This window comes from Streptomyces sp. 351MFTsu5.1 (genome assembly GCF_000383655.1).
GTDB lineage: Bacteria > Actinomycetota > Actinomycetes > Streptomycetales > Streptomycetaceae > Streptomyces > Streptomyces griseorubiginosus.
Window position 1 is genome coordinate 1 of the sequence record NZ_KB911807.1, and the last position, 18,529, is coordinate 18,529.

Consider the following 18,529-nt stretch of genomic DNA (forward strand, 5'->3'; position numbering starts at 1 on the left):
CCGTCCAGGAGTGCCTTGGCGGTGGTCTTCGCGGCGGTGTCGCCGGACTTGGCGGCGTAGTAGCTGAGCGTCTTGGCGTAGGCGGCGGCCACGCCGACGTCGTTGGTGTAGTCGGCGACGGTGACGTGAAGTGCGCTGTTGGCGCCGGGACTTGACGCGTTCCAGGTGTCGGGCTGGCCCGACCACTGAAGCGTGGAGGGGATCTGGTAGGTGCCGTCCGGGTTGATCGTGGTCTTGGACAGCGCCCACTTGACCCACTTGTCGAGGACCGCCTTGGCCTGGGTGTTGCCGGTCTGCTGGTAGTACTCGGCGACGCGTTCCATCGACCAGGCCTGGAAGCCGAACCACTGGTTGGAGGGCGGGTCGTGGTAGACGGGCTGCTCGTCGTAGTACATGCCGTAGAAGGTGGACTTGCCGGCCGGGGGAGTGGCGTAGCGGCCCGCCCAGCTGTTGGTCGCGCCGCCCGCGATGGCGCCCTCGTCGGACTGCAGCCAGCGGTAGAACTCCAGCTGCCGGCTCAGCGAGGTGGTCCAGTCCGCCGCCCCGGTCGCCGACTTGGGCTTCAGATCGGCGTACGAGCTGAGTGCGTAGGCGGCCATCGGGTTCTGGTAGCCGCTGTGCGCGTGGCTGGAGCCGATGCGCCAGGCCCAGCCTGCCGAGGTGTCGGTCGCGCCGCCCCAGGCGTAGTACCAGGACAGCAGGTACATCGAGGAGTTCTTGCCGCTGCCGGCCGGGCAGGTGGACGGCCCGACACAGGTGCCGATCTTCTTGAAGTACTTGTCGTACATGGCGTAGCGCAGGTAGTCGCCCATCTTCGCGGCCTTGCCCACGGTCGCCGAGACGTCGGAGCCCTTGCCCTGCTGCCGGGCCCAGATGTCCGCCCAGTACGCGGCCTGCACCGCGCGCGCGTCGGCGTCGGGGGCGTTGGTGAACTTCCACTGCTTGGCGTAGGAGGAGTCACCGGTGAACAGGTCCAGGTACCCGTTCTTGCCGCCGTACTTGAAGGCGTCACAGGTCGGCTGCGGCACCGTCTCCCACACCGACTCCTGCGCACCGCGCTGGAAGGTGTTGATGTACGACGGCCCGGTGTCGGTGGGTCCTGCCTCGCACTTGCCGGGTGAGTTGCCGTAGCCGTAGACGTTGTCGACGTCCTGGAGCCAGTGCATGCCGTAGATGTCGTCGGTGCCGTACGCCGACTTCAGTTCACCGGCGATCGGGTCCGAGCCCACCGAGACCCCGCTGTCCAGCTTGGCCGGGTACTCGTTGGGGGTGTCCAGCTCGGGGGCGTAGGTGGCCGGCTTGGAGGCGTTGTAGAAGGAGTTGGTGGGCTGGTCGGCGTGGGTGGGGATCATGTACTTCTCCATGATGTCCCAGGCCCCGTTGAACTTGGACCAGTCACCGCTCACCTTGCCGTACATGGCCTGCAGCCACAGGAGGTAGCTGTACGCCTCCGAGGTGGTCTCGTGACCGTGGTCCGGCGCCTCGACGATCAGCGTCTCCACCGAGTGGTAGGGGATGCCCTCGGGGGAGAAGTAGCCGTTCGCCGGATTGGTGATCTTCCCGTACAGATCCAGGAAACGGGCGTCGTACGCCTTGGTCGCCCCGAGCTGCGTGACGGTGACCGACGCCTTGGCGTGGCCGGGTGCGGTGGACTCGAAGGTGGCCGTGCCGGTGCCGGAGGAGTCGGCGGTGATGGTCACCGTCTGCGCGGTGCTCCAGTTCGACGGCGTGAAGGTCAGCGAGGCGCCACCCGTGACCGAGAGGCCCGAGTTGCCGCTCGCGCGGGCCGTTGTGACCGTCACGTTCGCGCTCGGCTGCTTCGACAGCTTCACGTCGTACGTGCCTGTCTTGCCCTGCTGGACGCCCAGTTGGGACGGAGTGGCGACCACGGACGGACCGGACGCCACCGTGATGCCGACCGGCGTCGACTCGGCGGACGCGCCCAGGCTGTCGTACGCCTTCGCCAGCAGCGAATGACTGCCCACGGTCAACCCGGAGGCCGAGAGCGAGTACGGCGACGTCGTGTCCGTGCCCAGCAGCGTGGTGTTGTCGTAGAACTCCACCTTGCTGATCGTCGCGTTGTCCGCCGCGGCGGCCGTCGCGGCGAGCGGGACCGCGGTGCCCTGGGTGTAGACGGCACCGGCGGCCGGGCTGGTCAGCACGGTGATCGGCGGCTGGTGGGCGCCGGTGCAACTGGTGCCGTTGACGGCGAAGTTGGTGGGCGCGGTGTTGCTGCCGCTGTAGGTGAACTGCGCGCCGGTGGAGACGGCGGCACCCGCGGCGATGGTCGCGTTGTAGCCGGCGTCCTTCACGCTGATGTTCTGGCCGGACTGGGACCAGACGCCGTTCCAGCCGTTGCTCAGCTTCTGGTTGCCGGAGTAGCCGTACGTCAGGGTCCAGCCGTTGATGGCGTCCGTGCCGCGGTTGGTGATCGTCAGGTCCGCGGTGAAACCGGAGCCCCAGTCATTGGTCTTGTAGTCGACAGAGCACTGAACAGCGGCTGCCTGTGCGGGAGTTGAAGCCGCACTCAGCATCGCGAACGGCAGTGCCATGGCCGCCACGACAGCGGTCCACAATCGCCGGACGGTCCGGCGTCTCCTGGTGGGGGGCATTGCTGGTTCCTCCTTGTGCGGCTCGGAGAAGTCAAGGCTTGAACCAGTGGGAGCGCTCCCATAGTGAGGATGAGGGTTCAAGGGGTCAAGGCTTGTGAACAGTCGAAAAGATTCGACGAACAGACCGAGCAAAAGGCATGTGACTCCTCTGTTCTTTGCCGTCACTTGGCGCTACCTTCCTTGACACCAGTGGGAGCGATTCCATCAGTCGACGCGTCCGTGACGGCGCGCTGATCTGCAAGGAGTCGCTCATGCGACACCCCCCGCGTTCAGTACTTTTAACCGCCGTCACCGATGCGGTCGCCCTTGTCGGGCCCGTTACGGTCGGGCGGCGACTTCATGTGCGTCCATGGCCGTCAACGAGCCCTGCCCGCACCGTGCCACCTGCCCCGGTATCCCGTACCAGGTCGCCGGATGCAGGATCTCGTCGACCGTGTCCGGGGCGCAGGCCGGCCGGTCCGGCGGGCCGTCTCGCCGCCGCCCCGCACCGTTCGACGCCCGCGGCCTGTCGTGTCCCGGCTGGACATGGAACCCCTGGGACCGCTCTTCCGGGCCGTCCCTGATCAGCGGCTACGACGGCACCCCCACAGCGTTCGGCACCGGGCTGCGCGACCGTCTGCGTGCCCCGAACGGATAGCACCCGCTCGACGGACAACACCCGCGATCGATAAGGAAACCCGCACTCATGAGTCGTACGAGAACAGCGCTCCTCGCTGCCCTTGCGCTCGTCGCAGGGGCCTCCGGGACCGCGCTCGCCGTGGTCCCCGGGGACGTGGGCATCGCCGCCGTCCCCTGCACCGTGGACTACAAGGTGCAGAACCAGTGGGACACCGGCTTCACCACCGCCGTCACGATCACCAACAACAGCGCCGCCAAGTCGAGTTGGTCGCTGAAGTGGTCGTACGCCGGAAACCAGAAGGTCTCCAACTTCTGGAACTCCAAGATCAGTCAGAGCGGTACGGCCGTCACCGCCGCCAACGAGAGCTACAACGGCTCGCTGGGCACCGGCGGTTCGGTCAGCTTCGGCTTCCAGGGCACCTACAGCGGCACCAACGCGGTGCCGACCACGTTCACGCTCGACGGCGTGACCTGCAACGTCGACGGCGGCGGCCCCACCGACCCGGGCCCGACGGATCCGGGCACCCCCGGCACCGGCACCCGGGTCGACAACCCCTACACGGGCGCCAAGGTGTACGTGAACCCCGAGTGGTCCGCCAATGCCGCCGCCGAGCCGGGCGGCAGCCGCATCGCCAACCAGCCCACCGGCGTGTGGCTGGACCGGGTCGCCGCGATCAACGGCGCCGGCGGGAAGATGGGCCTGCGGGCGCACCTCGACGAGGCCCTGAGGCAGAAGGGCAGCGGCGAACTCGCCGTCCAGTTGGTGATCTACGACCTGCCGGGTCGCGACTGTGCCGCGCTCGCCTCCAACGGTGAGTTCGGTCCGACGGACATCGACAAGTACAAGACGCAGTACATCGACCCGATCGCCGCGATCCTCGCCGATCCCAAGTACGCCTCGCTGCGGATCGTCACCACGGTCGAGCTCGACTCCCTGCCGAACCTCGTCACCAACGTGTCGCCCCGGAACACCGCCACCCCCAACTGCGACACGATGAAGTCCAACGGCAACTACATCAAGGGTGTCGGCTACGCGCTGAACAAGCTCGGTGACGTCCCCAACGTCTACAACTATGTGGACGCCGGGCACCACGGCTGGCTCGGCTGGGACGACAACTTCTCGGCGACCGTCCAGACGATCAAGCAGGCGGCGACCGCCGAGGGCGCCACGGTGAACGACGTCCACGGCTTCATCACCAACACCGCCAACTACAGCGCGCTGAAGGAGCCGTACTACACCATCAACGACTCCGTGAACGGCAAGTCCGTGCGCGAGTCGAAGTGGGTCGACTGGAACCGTTACGTCGACGAGCTCTCCTACGCCCAGGCCTTCCGTCAGGAGGCCGTGAGCCAGGGCTTCCCCTCGGGCGTCGGCATGCTCATCGACACCTCCCGCAACGGCTGGGGCGGCAGCGCCCGGCCGACCGGTCCCGGCGCCAAGACCGACGTGGACACCTACGTCGACGGCGGCCGTATCGACCGGCGCCTCAACACCGGCAACTGGTGCAACCAGTCCGGTGCCGGCCTCGGCGAGCGTCCGCAGGCCAGCCCGGCGGCCGGGATCGACGCCTACGTCTGGATCAAGCCCCCGGGTGAGTCCGACGGCGCCAGCAGCGCCGTCCCGAACGACGAGGGCAAGGGCTTCGACCGGATGTGCGACCCGACGTACACCGGCAACCCGCGCAACAACAACCACATGTCCGGTGCGCTGCCGAACGCCCCGCTGTCGGGGCACTGGTTCTCGGCGCAGTTCCAGGAGCTCATGAAGAACGCGTACCCCGCGCTCTAGCTGGGCCGGGTGCGGTGGGACTGCGGGTGCCGGTCCGTCGTGGCCGGTCGCGCCCACGCGGCGGAGCCGCACATCGATACAACCCCGCGCCCCTGAGGGCATCAACGCCACCGGGGTCTGGTCAGTGCTCTTCGGCCAGGCCCCGGCGGATCGCCAGCTCCACCGCAGAGTAGTCGCCGTCGGGGCGGTGCACCTCGCACCGCCCCGACGGCAACAGCGGTGGCTGGGCCATGAACCGGGGGTTCGTACCATGGTGCGGCTGGGCCGCGTGCACCAGGAAGGGGTGGCAGAGATAGACGTCACCCGGGCTGCCGGTGGCGTGGGCGAGGGGGCGGTGTGCCGATGCCGCGTCCACTTTCGGGCCCAGTTCCAGGAAGGAGGCGCCCTGTTCCCCGTACGGCTCCAGGACCGGCGGTACGTCGAGATGGGAGCCCACTCTGATGCGGGTCGGGGCGTCCTCCTCCGTGACCTCGCTGAACAGGAACAGCATCAGCAACGCGCGGTCCCTGGAACGGAGGTTGGTGTGGTACATCCCCGGCTCAGCCCCGTCGGGGAGGTAGCTCCCTTCGATGTGCCAGCCCGCGTCGTCCGGCTCCTCCGTGTGCGGAAACCGCAACGGGAAGGTGCCCAGCGAATAGCGGGACTGCCAGCGGTCCTCACCCACCAGAAGGTCGAACGCCTCGTGCAGGACCGGGGAGTTCGCGGCCGCCGCGAACGGGCCCTGTGCCATCCCGGCCACCCACACCACCGGGTCCTTCCAGGAGGCCGGGTCCTCGGGGTCGTAGCCCGTCTCCCGCCACAGCAGCGACGCGCAGTGCTGGGCGACGCGCGGCGGGAAGGCGCCCTCGATCCGCACGAATCCGTCTTCGAGGAAGCGCTCCACCAGTCCGTCGTCCATGTGGGTCATCGTGGTGGACCGGTCGCACCGGCGCATCCCCTTTTTCCTTGCCTCCGCTCTGCCGTCATTTTGCCGTCACGGCAACATCGCTGGCGTCCTCGCGGTGCGTCGGCGCACTCTGGCGGCATCCTGAGGAGAGGCTGACGGCATGGCGCACCACCACCACGATCACCAGCACACCGACGTCGACTGGTCCAGGATGGCCGAGCACCTGGAGACCCAGGCGGAACTGTTCACGCCCCTGTACGAGCGGGCCCTCGCCTGGCTCGGGCACAAGCAGACCGAACCCGGGCTGGTCGTCGACGCGGGGAGCGGGCCCGGAGTGCTCTCCTGTCTGCTCGCGGAGGCCTTCCCCGGGGCCCGGGTCGTCGCCGTCGACGCGGCCGAGCCCCTGCTGGAGCGGGCCACGGCGCGGGCCGCGCGGCTCGGTCTCGCCGACCGCTTCGGCACCCTGGCCGGTGAACTCCCCGGCGTTCTCGACGACTTGGACTACCCCGTCGACCTGCTGTGGGCCAGCCGGAGCCTGCATCACCTGGGGGACCAGCGGGCCGGGATCGCCGCGTTCGCCGCCCGGCTGGCGCGCGGGGGCACCCTGGCGCTGATGGAGGGCGGACTGCCCGCCCGCTTCCTGCCCCGGGACATCGGGATCGGGCGGCCGGGGCTCCAGGCGCGGCTCGACGCGCTGGAGGAGGAGTGGTTCGCCGAGATGCGGGCGGGGCTGGCCGACTCCGTGGCCGAGGTCGAGGACTGGCCCGCGCTGATGGCCGCCGCGGGGCTTCGGCACACGGGGACCCGGAGTTTCCTGCTGGATCTTCCGGCGCCGACCACGGACCGGGCCCGGGCCTACATCGCCGCGTCGCTGGGGCGGCTGCGGGAGGTGTTCGCCGAGCAGCTCTCGCCGGACGACCGGGAGACCGTCGACCGGCTGCTCGACCCCGAGGACGCGGCGAGCGTGCATCGGCGCGGAGACCTGTTCGTGCTGGCCGCGCACACGGTGCACACCGCCGTGCGGACCGCCTGAGGTCGGTCGACCCCGCGGCACTTGACTTCGAGAACGCTCCAATTGATGTACTCCCTGACATCCACAAGCGCACAGCGCACCACAGGGGGAAACCATGTCCGACGCACCGGTCGCACTCATCACCGGCGGTGGCAGCGGTATCGGCGCCGCGGTGGCACGGCAACTGCTCGACGCGGGCCACAAGGTGGCCGTCACCGGCCGCGGTGAGCCCCGGCTGCGTGCCTTCGCCGAGGAACTCGGCAATCCTGACGGCCTGTTGACGTTCGTCGGCAACGCGGGCGAGTACGCCGACGTGAAGGCGGCCGTCGACGGCACGCTCAAGGAGTTCGGGCGACTGGACACGGTCGTCGCCAACGCCGGCTTCGCCACGCACGACACCGTGGCCGCGGGGGACCCGGCGGGCTGGACCGAGATGGTGCTGACCAACGTCCTCGGCCCCGCCCTGCTCATCCGGGCCTCCATCGACGCGCTCAAGGAGACCCGCGGCCGGATCGTGCTGATCGGCAGCGTCGCCGGGTTCGTGCACGGGCCCGGCAACATCTACGGCGCCACGAAGTGGGCGGTGACCGGGCTCGCCGAGAACGCCCGGCGCGAGGTCACGGAGTTCGGGGTCGGGGTCACCCTGATCGCCCCGGGGCGCGTGGAGACGCCGTTCTGGGACAGCTACGGCAGCCTGCCGCCCGGTCACCTGCTCACCGCCGACCAGATCGCCGACTCGGTGGTGTGGGCCGTACGGCAGCCTGAGGGCGTCGACATCAACACGGTCGTCGTCCGTCCGATCGGGCAGCCCGTCTGACGGTCGGCGCCGGACACACAACGGCCGGCGGTGGGCCCCCGACACGGGAGGCCCACCGCCGGCCGAAGCACTGGTCCGTCAGGCGGCGTTGAACGTCGACGGGTCCGGGCCGAGGCGCCGGTCCTCGTTGAGCGCGCTGATCGCCGCCAGGTCCTCGGTGTCCAGGCTGAAGTCGAAGACCTCGATGTTCTCCTTGATCCGCGACGGCGTCACGGACTTCGGGATCACGACATTGCCGAGCTGGAGGTGCCAGCGCAGCACGACCTGGGCCGGGGTGCGGTTGTGCTTCTGGGCGATGGCCACGACCGCCGGGACCTCCAGGAGGCCCTTGCCGGAGCCGAGCGGCGACCAGGCCTCGGTGGCGATGCCCTGCTCCGCGTGGAACTCGCGGGCCGCCCGCTGCTGGAGGTGCGGGTGCAGCTCGATCTGGTCCACGGCCGGGACGACGGACGTCTCGGCGATCAGCCGCCGCAGATGCTCGGGCTCGAAGTTGGAGACACCGATGGCCTTGATCCGGCCGTCGGCGTGCAGCTTCTCGAACGCCTTGTAGCTGTCGACGTACAGGTCGCGGGCGGGCGTGGGCCAGTGGATCAGGTACAGGTCCACGTAGTCCAGGCCGAGCTTGGCCAGCGAGGTGTCGAAGGCGCGCAGAGTCGCGTCGTAGCCCTGGTCGCTGTTCCAGAGCTTGGTGGTGACGAAGATGTCCTCGCGGGGGACCCCGGACGCCGCGATGGCCTTGCCGGTGCCCTCTTCATTGCCGTAGATCGCCGCTGTGTCGATGCTGCGGTACCCGGCCTCCAACGCCGTGCTGACCGCGCGCTCCGCCTCGTCGTCCGGCACCTGCCACACGCCGAAGCCCAACTGGGGCATCTCGACGCCGTTGTTGAGGATGATCGGGGGGACCTTGCTGCTCACGAGCTCTTGATCCTTACGGTTGTCGGACGGTGGTACTCCCATCGTCAACGATCACGAGCCGTGATGCATTCCTGACCGGAGAATCCGAGCCAACTGACCCGCGGGTCAGTTGGCGGTGGCTGAAATTGGCCGGAAATGCATCCGATCTCTTCGGTACAGACCATTGACCGCTGACGGCCGTGCCGCGACTCTGGATCGCGCCAACGGGCGGAAGCCTGAACTCGATTCATAGATGTGAATCCTCCCTGGCTTTCATCCGATGTTTCCCGTGTCTCCTGGCTCACGGAGAGGGAGGAACATGAGACGCCGTCGTCTTCGCACGGCTCTGACGACCCTTGCACTCGCCGCCGCGACCCTGGTCACCGTGCCGGCCGCCGCACCCCCGACCGCCGGCTCCCCGGCCGGGCAGTCCCTGGACCGGGACTGGTCCGTGGCCATGGTCGAGTCGACCATGGCCCGCTACACGCCGAGCAGTATCGGCGGCTGGTCCTACCCGGTCGGCCTCTACCTCTACGGCCAGTACCTCACGTACGAGCGCACCCATGACGCCCGCTACCTGACCTACATCAAGGACTACGTCGACCGCTTCGTGAAGAGCGACGGCTCGATCGGCCAGTCCTTCAACAGCCTCGACAGCATGCAGGCCGGCCGGCTCCTGGTGATCCTGCACCACGAGACCGGCCAGGACCGCTACCGCAAGGCGGCCAAGAAGATCGTCGACCGCCTGGCCGGCTACCCCCGAACGGGCGACGGCGGCTTCTGGCACGCCGACACCGCGAGCCGCGCCCACCAGCTCTGGGCGGACGGCGTCTACATGGTGAACCCGTTCCTCGTCGAGTACGGAGAGGAGTTCGGCGACAGCTCGTACGCCGACGACGAGGCCGCGAAACAGCTCGCCGTCTACGGAAGCCACCTCCAGGTCGCGAACGGACTGCTCAGGCACGCCTACGACGAGTCGAAGACCGCCGGCTGGGCCGACCCGCGCACCGGACTGGCCCCCGAGCACTGGTGCCGGGCCGTCGGCTGGTACTCCATGGCGATCGTCGACGTACTGGACGGCATCCCGCAGAACCATCCGCGCCGGGCCCGGCTGCTCGGGGTCCTCCGCACGTTGGCGGCCGGCCTGGAGAAGTACCAGGACCCGGCGACCGGCCGCTGGTTCCAGGTGATCGACAAGGGTGCCCGCGGCGACAACTGGACCGAGACGTCCTGCTCCAGCATGTTCACCTACGCCCTGTCGCGCGGCGCCCAGCAGGGATACCTGGACCAGCATTTCAGGGCCGTCGCGCACCGCGGCTACCAGGGCGTGCTCGCCAAGCTCTCGGTCGGCTCCGACGGGCGCACGAACCTCGCCGACATCTCCATCGGCACCAACGTCGGCGACTACGCGTACTACATCGCTCGCGACCGGGCCACCAACGACTTCCACGGCCTGGGCGCCTTCCTGATCATGAACGAACAACTGCGAGGTGATTAATGTCATGAGCACGTCTAGAAGGACGTTGCTGGGCGCCGCACTCGGCGGTGCCACGGCGGCCGCGGTCGGTCTGCCGACGGCCACCGCCGCCCACGCCGCCTCCTGGCAGCAGAAGTGGGCCCCCTCCGCGAGCGCCGACGGCCTCGGCGCCTTCGAGACGGTCGAGGACGACCGCGCCGACTCGCACTCCGCCGGACAGCCGCACATCTACGCCACCGGCAACAACTGGCGCTTCGACATGCACACCGTCGACCGCGACACCTCGACCGACCGCCAGCGCCAGGAGGTCACCGGGCTGCGCAACGGCAGCGGAAGCAACTACCTGAAGTGGACGAAGGGCCAGACCTGGCGGGTCACCTACTCGATGTACATCCCGAGCTCCCTCAAGGCGACCACCACCTTCACCCACATCATGCAGATGAAGCAGCCCGGCAGCGGCACCTCACCGATCGTCGTGCAGTCCCTGCGCCGGGTGAACGGCAAGCAGACCATCGAGCTGAGGCTCGCCATCGACGACATCCTCGTCGGCCGCACCGACCTGGACCCACTGCACGACAAGTGGACCGACGTGGACTTCCAGATCAAGGTCGGCGACGGCTCGGCCGGTTCGGTCCGCTGGATCCTCAAGTCCGCCGGCTCGACCGTCATCGACGCGTCGAAGACCGGCGTCGACACCTTCCTGGCCGACCGGGTCCGCCCGAAGTGGGGCATCTACCGCTCCCTCGGCGACACCTCCGGCTCCCTCCAGAACACCTACCTGCTGCTCAGCAATCTCCGCGGCTACCAACTGGTCTGAGGAGCCGTCACCTTGAAACCCCCCACTGCCCCACGCTCCCGATCCCGATCCGGCTCCCGATCCCGCTCACGCTCCCGAGCGGCGGCGATCGTCCTCTTCGTCGTCGCCGTCGTCCTCGGACTCAGCCACCCGGCGGCCCCGGCGCCCCCGGCCGCCCCGCAGGAGCCGCCCCGATCCGCCGCCGTCTTCGACGTGCGCGACTACGGCGCCAAGGGAGACGGCTCCGCCAACGACACCCCCGCCGTCAACAAGGCGATCACCGCCGCGAGTTCGGCGGCCGGCGGCGGAGTCGTCCGCTTCCCGCCCGGTGACTACAAGTCGAAGAACACGATCCACATGAAGAGCCATGTGACGCTCAGTCTCGACAAGGGCGCCACCCTCCAGGGCTCCAGTGCCGACACCTACGACAAGGCCGAGTCCAATCCGTACGACAGCTACCAGGACTACGGGCACAGCCACTTCCACAACGCCATGATCTACGGCGACCGGCTGACCGACATCGGCTTCGTCGGTCAGGGCGTCATCGACGGCATGGGCAACCTGATCACCGGCAACCCGAAGTCAGGCGAGGCCGACAAGATCATCTCCCTGACCCGGTGCGACGGACTCACGATCGGCGACGGCCTCACCCTGCGCCGCGGCGGCCACTTCGCGGCGCTCGTCAACGGCTGCAAGAACGTGACCTCGGACCACCTGACCATCGACACCGCGAGCGACCGCGACGGCTGGAACATCATCTCCACCACGAACGTCACGGTGACGAACGCGAACATCAGGGCCAACGACGACGCCCTGGTCTTCAAGAGCGACTATGCCCTCGGCGCCAAGCTGTCCAACGGCCACGTGCGCGTGGGCGACAGCTTCCTGTCCGCCCGTTGCTGCAACGCCCTCATGTTCGGCTCGGAGACCTGCGGCGACTTCTCGGACTACCGGTTCGAGAACATCCGGATCGACGGCGCCGACAAGTCCGGCCTCGGCATGGTGTCGATGGACGGCGCGAAGATCTCTGACGTCCACTACCGCGACATCACGATGACGAACGTCCACTCGCCGATCATGCAGAAGATCGGCACGCGGAAGCGGTGCGGCAACAGCCCCGGTGTCGGATCGATCAGCGACATCACGTACGACGACATCACGGCCACCGGCAGCAGCCCCTCCTTCAGCCCGACCCTGTGGGGCGAGAGCGGCCACCGCATCAAGGGCGTGACCTTCAACCACGTCGACATCACGGTCCCGGGCGGCAACGGCACCATGTCCACCGGTGTGCCGGGCAACGACCCGAAGGACTACAACCCCAAGGCCATCGGGACCCGGCCGGCGTACGGCTGGTACCTCCACAACGCCGACGACATCAGCTTCACCGACAGCTCGGTGAAGTTCGCCGCGGACGACGGCCGCCCGGCGTTCCTCGCCAACGCGGCGGACGGCATCCGGCTCACCCGCTTCACCGCGCAGAAGGGCGGCGGCTCCCCGTACGACGTGGGCTTCCAGGACGTGACGGACGGCTGCCTGGCGGACGGTCACAACACCTCCGGGGGCCCCCTGCGGGTCTCGGGAAGCCAGGACTGCGCCAGTACGGCGGTGAGGCCGCTCGACCTCGAGAACCCCCGCCAGGACTTCCTGCGCAACTCCGTCGGCGGCCTCTTCCTGCACTGGGGCCTGCGCACCGCACCGGCCCACACCAGCTGCACGGCCTGGGAGGACGACGTCACCAACGGCGGCTGGAACGCCGACTACTGGGTGAAGGAGGCCCAGAAGCTGCACACGCAGTACCTCGTCCTCGCCTCCTTCCACAGCCGCCTCGGCTACGCCCGCACCTGGCCGTCGAAGATCCCCGGCTCCTGTTCCACCCAGCGGGACTTCCTGGGTGAACTGGTCACCGCCGCGAAGGCCAAGGGGCTGAAGGTCATCCTCTACATGACCAACGACCCCCAGTGGCACGACGAGGGCGGCCACGAGTGGCTCGACTCGGCCGCCTACTCCGCCTACAAGGGCAAGAACGTCGACCTGACCACCAACGACGGCTTCGGGCAGTTCAGTTACGACAACTTCTTCGAGGTCATGAACCGCTACCCGGACCTCGGCGGCTTCTGGATCGACAACGACAACGCCTACTGGGAGAGCCACGACCTCTACCGGCAGATCTACGAGAAGCGTCCGAACTACACGCTCAGCAACAACAACGAAGACACGCCAATCATGGACATGATCAGCAACGAGCAGAAGACGGGCATGACCCCGGCCTACGACTACCCGCAGGCGGTCTACACGGCCCAACCCCGCCTCACCGAGGCCGACTTCAAGCTGCCTTCCACCGGCTCCTGGTGGTACGGCGGCACCGACCCGTCGGTCGACAAGATGCTCACCCTCGGCCGCCTCGTCACCAACGCCGGCTCGTCGGTGAAGGCGCTGATGGCTGAGACAGCCCAGGTCAACGGCAAGTTCCCGGCCAACCAGGCTGACTTCAACAACTTCGCGAACTCCTACCTCGACCCCATCTGGGAGTCCCTGCACGGCACGGAGGGCGGTGGCTATCTGTACGGCGGGCTCAAGCCGGGCTTCTGGAACGACGGCGCCCACGGCGTGACCACGATCAGCAGGACCGACCCCGACCGCCAGTACGTCCACGTCCTGACCCCGCCCAGCACCAGCACCCTGCGCATCCGCGACAACGGCTACCGCGTCGCTTCGGTCACCAACCTCCGTACGGGCAAGGCGGTTTCGTGGTCCCAGTCGGGCGGCGTCCTCACCCTCACCGGGCTCGGGAACTGGGACCCGTACGACACGGTGTTCAAGGTCACCACGGCCGGCCGCCAGGGCATCCTCACCGGCGTGAAGGTGAGCGCGAGTGCCTCGGCGAGCGGTCACGCGGGCTCGGCCGCCGGTGACGGCGACTACCGCACCTACTGGGACAACGACAAGACCCTCCCGGTCAACCTCACCTTCGACCTCGGCAGCTCGAAGAAGGTCCAGTACCTCGGGCTCAACCAGCGCGAGGACTCCGTCGCCTACGCCCGCTCGGACACCGAGCAGTCGGCGCGGATCAAGGACTACAAGGTGTATCTGAGCGCCGACGGCTCCACCTGGGGCAGCGCGGTGAAGACCGGCCGGCTGCCGAGCCGCCGCGGCATGCAGGGCATCGACCTGACCGCGACAAACGCCCGCTATGTCCGCCTGGAGGTCACCTCCACCTGGGCCGCCGCCACCGACACCACCCGCTACAAGCGACTGCGCATCGACGAGGCGTGGATCGGCACGTCGTACGCCACACCCACCAACGGGGGACAGTCATGATCCGGATCAGATCGCTCACGGCCGCGGTGGCCGGCCTGTTGCTCGCCGCCGCCGTGCCGCTCCTGGGCACCGCCCAGCCGGCCGCCGCCTCCGACAACGGGCAGTCCGTCCGGCCCGCCATGGGATGGTCCAGCTGGAGCTATGTGCGCCGCACACCGACCGAGGCGGCGATCAAGGCCCAGGCCGACGCACTGGTCGCCAGTGGCCTCAAGAACCACGGATTCGTGTACGTCAACCTCGACGACTTCTGGCAGAAGTGCGACAGCAACGGCTTCGTCGTCGACGGCTACGGCCGCTGGACCGCCGACAGTGCCAAGTTCCCCGGCGGGATCAAGGCCCTGGCCGACTACGTCCACTCCAAGGGCCTCAAGTTCGGCTTCTACGTCACTCCGGGCATCGCCAAGAACGCCGTCACCAAGAACACGCCGATCGAAGGGACCTCGTACCACGCGAAGGACATCGCGGACACGTCTAGGACCGAGAAGAACTACAACTGCAAGAACATGTACTACATCGACTACTCCAAGCCGGGAGCACAGGAGTTCGTCGACTCCTGGGCCAGGCAGTTCGCGTCCTGGGGTGTCGACTACCTGAAGATCGACGGGGTGGGCAGTGCGGACATCCCCGACGTCCAGGCCTGGGACAAGGCGCTGCGAGCGAGCGGACGGCCCATCAACTTCGCGCTCTCCAACAACCTCCCCATCGCCGACGCCTCCACCTGGCGGAAACTGGCCAACAGTTGGCGTACCCAGGGTGACGTCGAGTGCTACTGCGGGCCGGGGAGCAACGGCAGCGGCTATCCGCTCACCGACTGGTCCCATGTCACCAAACGCTTCGACTCGGCCGCCTCCTGGCAGCCGCACGCGGGCCCCGGCGGCTGGAACGACCTCGACTCGCTGGAGGTCGGCAACGGCGACCAGGTCGGCCTGACCGCCGACCAGCGGCGCTCCCACTTCACCCTGTGGGCGATGGCCGCCTCGCCGCTGCTGCTCGGCACCGACCTCACCCATCTCGACTCCGTCGACAAGGCGATGCTGACCAACGACCGCCTCATCGGGGTCGACCAGGACGGCGTGGCCGCCAAGCGGATCGTGAACAGCGGGGTCAAGCAGGTCTGGAGCAAGAAGGAGAGCGACGGCCAGTACGTGGTGGCCCTGTTCAACACCGGTACGTCCGGCAACGCGACGGTCGCCGTGGACTGGTCCCAGGTCGGCTTCACCGGCTCCGGAGACGTCACCGACCTGTGGTCCGGCTCCCACAAGGGCGTGATCGCCGACTCCTACAGCGCGAGCCTGCGGCCCGGCGAGACCCGGCTGATCCGCGTGAAGCCCGTCAACTCTCCGAAGAGCGCGGCCGCTTCACCTGGCATGGCCGTCGCCCCCTACGAGTACCTCGGCTGGGGCAACCCGCAGAACCCCACCTCGGTGATGTCGGCGACCGGCGTCAAGTGGTTCACCCTCGCGTTCATCCTCTCCGACGGCGGCTGCAACCCGAAGTGGGACGGCTCGCGCCCGCTGACCGGCGGCACCGACCAGTCGAGGATCGACGCGATCAGATCCGCGGGCGGTGACGTCATGGTCTCCGTCGGCGGCTGGAGCGGGAACAAGCTCGGCGAGAAGTGCTCCAGTGCCTCGGCGCTCGCCGGCGCCTACCAGAAGGTGATCAATGCCTACCAGCTGAAGGCTCTCGACATCGACATCGAGAACACCGAGTGGTCCAACGCGACCGTACGGCAGCGGGTCGTCGACGCGCTGAAGACCGTCAAGGCGAACAACCCCGGCCTGAAGACCGTCATCACCTTCGGCGCCACCACCAGCGGCCCCGACTCCACCGGCGTCGACATGATCAAGCGGGCGGCGAACTCGGGCCTGGCGAACGACGTGTGGTGCATCATGCCGTTCGACTTCGGCGGCGGCACCACCAACATGGGCACCCTGACCACGCAGGCCATGGAAGGACTCAAGGCACGGGTCAAGTCGGCGTACGGCTACGGCGACGCCACCGCCTACGCCCACATCGGACTGTCCTCGATGAACGGCAGGACCGACGACTCCGGTGAGCGCGTCCGGGTCGCCGACTTCAGGACCATGCTCGCCTACGCCCAGCAGCACCACATCGGGCGCCTCACCTACTGGTCCGTCAACCGCGACCGCCCCTGCGGCTCGGGCACCGACGGCGACTCCTGCAGCGGCGTGACGCAGCAGCCGTACGAGTACCTCAAGGTCTTCACCCAGTACACGGGCTGAGGGGAACATCCGTGAAAATCAACAGAGTTCTGCCCTACGGCCTCGCCGCGGCCCTCGCGCTGCCCCTGGCCGGACTGAGCCAGGCCACCGCCCTCGCGGCCACCGACTACCAGGCGGAGGACGCCACCGTCGTGCAGGGCACGGTGGCCACCAACCACACCGGCTACACGGGCACCGGCTTCGTCGACTACACCAACGTCAAGGGCTCCTATGTGGAGTTCACCGTCAGCGCCGCCTCCGCGGGCACCACGTCCGTCACCTTCCGCTACGCCAACGGGACCGCGACCGACCGGCCCATGGACATCTCCGTGAACGGCACGGTCGTGTCCTCGGCCGTCTCCTTCCCGGCCACCGCCGACTGGAACACCTGGGCCACCAAGACCGTCGACGTCCCGCTCACCGCGGGTTCCGCGAAGATCCGCGCGACCGCCACCGGCGCCGCCGGAGGCCCCAACCTCGACCGGATCGGCGTCGACGCGGCCGGCGACTCCCAGGCCCCGAGCCGTCCCGGGCAGCCCAGTTGCTCCGACATCGGTGAGGACGGGCTCACGCTGGCCTGGGGCGCCTCCACCGACAACGTGGGCGTGACGGCGTACGACCTCTACGAGCACGGCAACAAGATCGGTGAGGCGCCCGGCGGTTCGACCAGCAAGGCCCTCACCGGCCTGACCCCCGACACCACTTACAACCTCACGGTCATCGCCCGTGACGCGGCCGGCAACACGTCCCCGGCGAGCCCCGTCGTCGACTGCACCACCGAGCCCAGCTCCGACACCACCCCGCCGACCAGGCCCGGCACCCTGTCCGCGGCGGACGTCACCGCGAACAGCGCCGCACTGAGCTGGGGCGCCTCCACCGACAACCGGGCGGTCACCGGCTACGACGTGCGCAGTGACACCACCGTCTACAAGTCCGTCACCTCCGGCACCTCGACCACGCTGACCGGGCTCGCCTGCAACAGCCCGTACAGCCTGAACGTCGTCGCCCGTGACGCGGCCGGCAACGTCAGCGAGCCGAGCAACACGGTCACCTTCACCACCAAGGCGTGCGCCACCGACGGCGGAGTCCCCTCCTCCGTCGCCACGCTTTCCTCCGGCTGGACCATCCCCTGGGGCATCTTCTGGCTGCCCGACGGCAAGAGCGCGCTGGTCACCGAGCGGGACGACTTCCGGGTCTGGAAGGTCACCAAGGACGGCACGAAGACGCAGGTCGGCACCGTCCCGAACGCCGTCACCACCAACGGCGAGGGCGGGCTGCTGGGCGTCGCCGTCGACCCGAAGTGGGACACGAACCACCGCGTCTACTTCATGCACACCGCGTCCGAGGGCAATCGCGTGGTCCGCATGACGTACGACGGGACCACGCTGAGCGGCTACACGGTGCTGTTGCAGGGCATCAAAAAGAACCGCTACCACAATGGCGGACGCCTCGCCTTCGGCCCCGACGGCTACCTCTACGTCTCCACCGGTGAGGCCCAGACACCCGACCTGGCGCAGGACAAGAACTCCCTCAACGGCAAGATCCTGCGCATGACCACCGACGGCAGCCCGGCTCCCGGCAACCCGTTCGGCAACCTCGTCTACAGCCTCGGCCACCGCAACCCGCAGGGCCTCGCCTTCGACCGCAACGGCCGCCTGTGGGAAGCGGAGTTCGGCAACAGCTCCAAGGACGAACTGAACCTCATCAAGCCCGGTGCCAACTACGGCTGGCCGGTCTGCGAGGGCACCTGCTCCACCGCCGGGATGACCAACCCGAAGGCCACCTGGAACGTCTCGGAGGCCTCACCGAGCGGCATCGCGATCGTGCGCAACGTCGTCTACATGGCCTCGCTGCGCGGTGAGCGGCTGTGGCGGATCCCGATCAACGGCGACAACGAGAGCGTCGGCACGCCGAGCGCGTACTACGTGGGCACCTACGGCCGACTGCGTACGGTCACCAAGGTGCCGGGCGCCGACCAGCTGTGGCTGTCGACCACCAACTGCGACAACAACGGAGGTGCGGCGGACGGATCGGACAAGATCTTCCGCGTGACGATCAGCTGACGTGCCGTCAGGCCGTGACCCG

Annotated in this window: 11 protein-coding genes and 1 pseudogene; 9 read left to right on the plus strand and 3 right to left on the minus strand. The window is 68.4% G+C overall.

Annotation, left to right across the window (positions count from 1 at the left end; all coding sequences use genetic code 11):
• The coding region (locus H295_RS0141710) for a glycoside hydrolase family 48 protein (protein ID WP_043218886.1) at window positions 1-2,612 on the minus strand (2,612 nt) is incomplete at its 3' end.
• Between the two features lie 490 nt (window positions 2,613-3,102).
• Between H295_RS0141710 and H295_RS47030 the strand changes: the two are divergent.
• A pseudogene (locus H295_RS47030) lies at window positions 3,103-3,249 on the plus strand (cellulose-binding protein); the annotation flags it as partial.
• Window positions 3,250-3,297: 48 nt separating this feature from the next.
• On the plus strand, window positions 3,298-5,019 hold the full coding sequence (locus H295_RS0141720; RefSeq protein WP_028810235.1) for a glycoside hydrolase family 6 protein: 1,722 nt from the start codon (window positions 3,298-3,300) through the stop codon (window positions 5,017-5,019).
• A 121-nt stretch (window positions 5,020-5,140) separates the two neighbouring features.
• On the opposite strand, the gene H295_RS0141725 is transcribed toward H295_RS0141720, so the two are convergent.
• A complete protein-coding gene (locus H295_RS0141725) occupies window positions 5,141-5,917 on the minus strand; it encodes a phytanoyl-CoA dioxygenase family protein (protein ID WP_199788689.1) in 777 nt (258 codons plus the stop codon).
• 148 nt (window positions 5,918-6,065) lie between these two features.
• Between H295_RS0141725 and H295_RS0141730 the strand changes: the two genes are divergently transcribed.
• Together H295_RS0141730 and H295_RS0141735 are read left to right on the plus strand one after the other, a co-directional pair.
• The gene (locus H295_RS0141730; RefSeq protein WP_020141313.1) at window positions 6,066-6,938 is read left to right on the plus strand and encodes a class I SAM-dependent methyltransferase; all 873 of its coding nucleotides are present in this window, start codon (window positions 6,066-6,068) and stop codon (window positions 6,936-6,938) included.
• A gap of 94 nt (window positions 6,939-7,032) precedes the next feature.
• The gene (locus H295_RS0141735) at window positions 7,033-7,734 is read left to right on the plus strand and encodes an SDR family oxidoreductase (RefSeq protein ID WP_020141314.1); all 702 of its coding nucleotides are present in this window, start codon (window positions 7,033-7,035) and stop codon (window positions 7,732-7,734) included.
• 78 nt (window positions 7,735-7,812) lie between these two features.
• Here the strand turns inward: H295_RS0141735 and H295_RS0141740 are convergent, their stop codons facing one another.
• Window positions 7,813-8,649 (minus strand): aldo/keto reductase, encoded by an 837-nt coding sequence (locus H295_RS0141740; RefSeq protein ID WP_020141315.1) that lies wholly within the window; start codon window positions 8,647-8,649, stop codon window positions 7,813-7,815.
• Window positions 8,650-8,947: 298 nt separating this feature from the next.
• Between H295_RS0141740 and H295_RS0141745 the strand changes: the two genes are divergently transcribed.
• The 5 genes from H295_RS0141745 (at window position 8,948) to H295_RS0141765 (ending at window position 18,507) form a co-directional block, all read left to right on the plus strand.
• Window positions 8,948-10,126 carry a glycoside hydrolase family 88/105 protein gene (locus H295_RS0141745; protein ID WP_020141316.1) on the plus strand — a complete coding sequence of 393 codons (1,179 nt, stop codon included), beginning with the start codon at window positions 8,948-8,950 and terminating at the stop codon, window positions 10,124-10,126.
• A gap of 4 nt (window positions 10,127-10,130) precedes the next feature.
• Window positions 10,131-10,922 (plus strand): heparin lyase I family protein, encoded by a 792-nt coding sequence (locus tag H295_RS0141750; protein ID WP_028810237.1) that lies wholly within the window; start codon window positions 10,131-10,133, stop codon window positions 10,920-10,922.
• A gap of 192 nt (window positions 10,923-11,114) precedes the next feature.
• Window positions 11,115-14,219, plus strand: coding sequence for a glycosyl hydrolase family 28 protein (locus tag H295_RS47035; RefSeq protein ID WP_020141318.1), 3,105 nt, complete (start codon window positions 11,115-11,117; stop codon window positions 14,217-14,219).
• Window positions 14,216-16,465: an alpha-galactosidase gene (locus H295_RS0141760; RefSeq protein WP_020141319.1), complete on the plus strand. Its 2,250-nt coding sequence runs from the start codon at window positions 14,216-14,218 to the stop codon at window positions 16,463-16,465. The genes H295_RS47035 and H295_RS0141760 overlap by 4 nt, the downstream gene beginning before the upstream one ends.
• Window positions 16,466-16,476: 11 nt before the next feature.
• Window positions 16,477-18,507, plus strand: coding sequence for a PQQ-dependent sugar dehydrogenase (locus tag H295_RS0141765; RefSeq protein ID WP_020141320.1), 2,031 nt, complete (start codon window positions 16,477-16,479; stop codon window positions 18,505-18,507).
• Window positions 18,508-18,529: the final 22 nt, after the last annotated feature.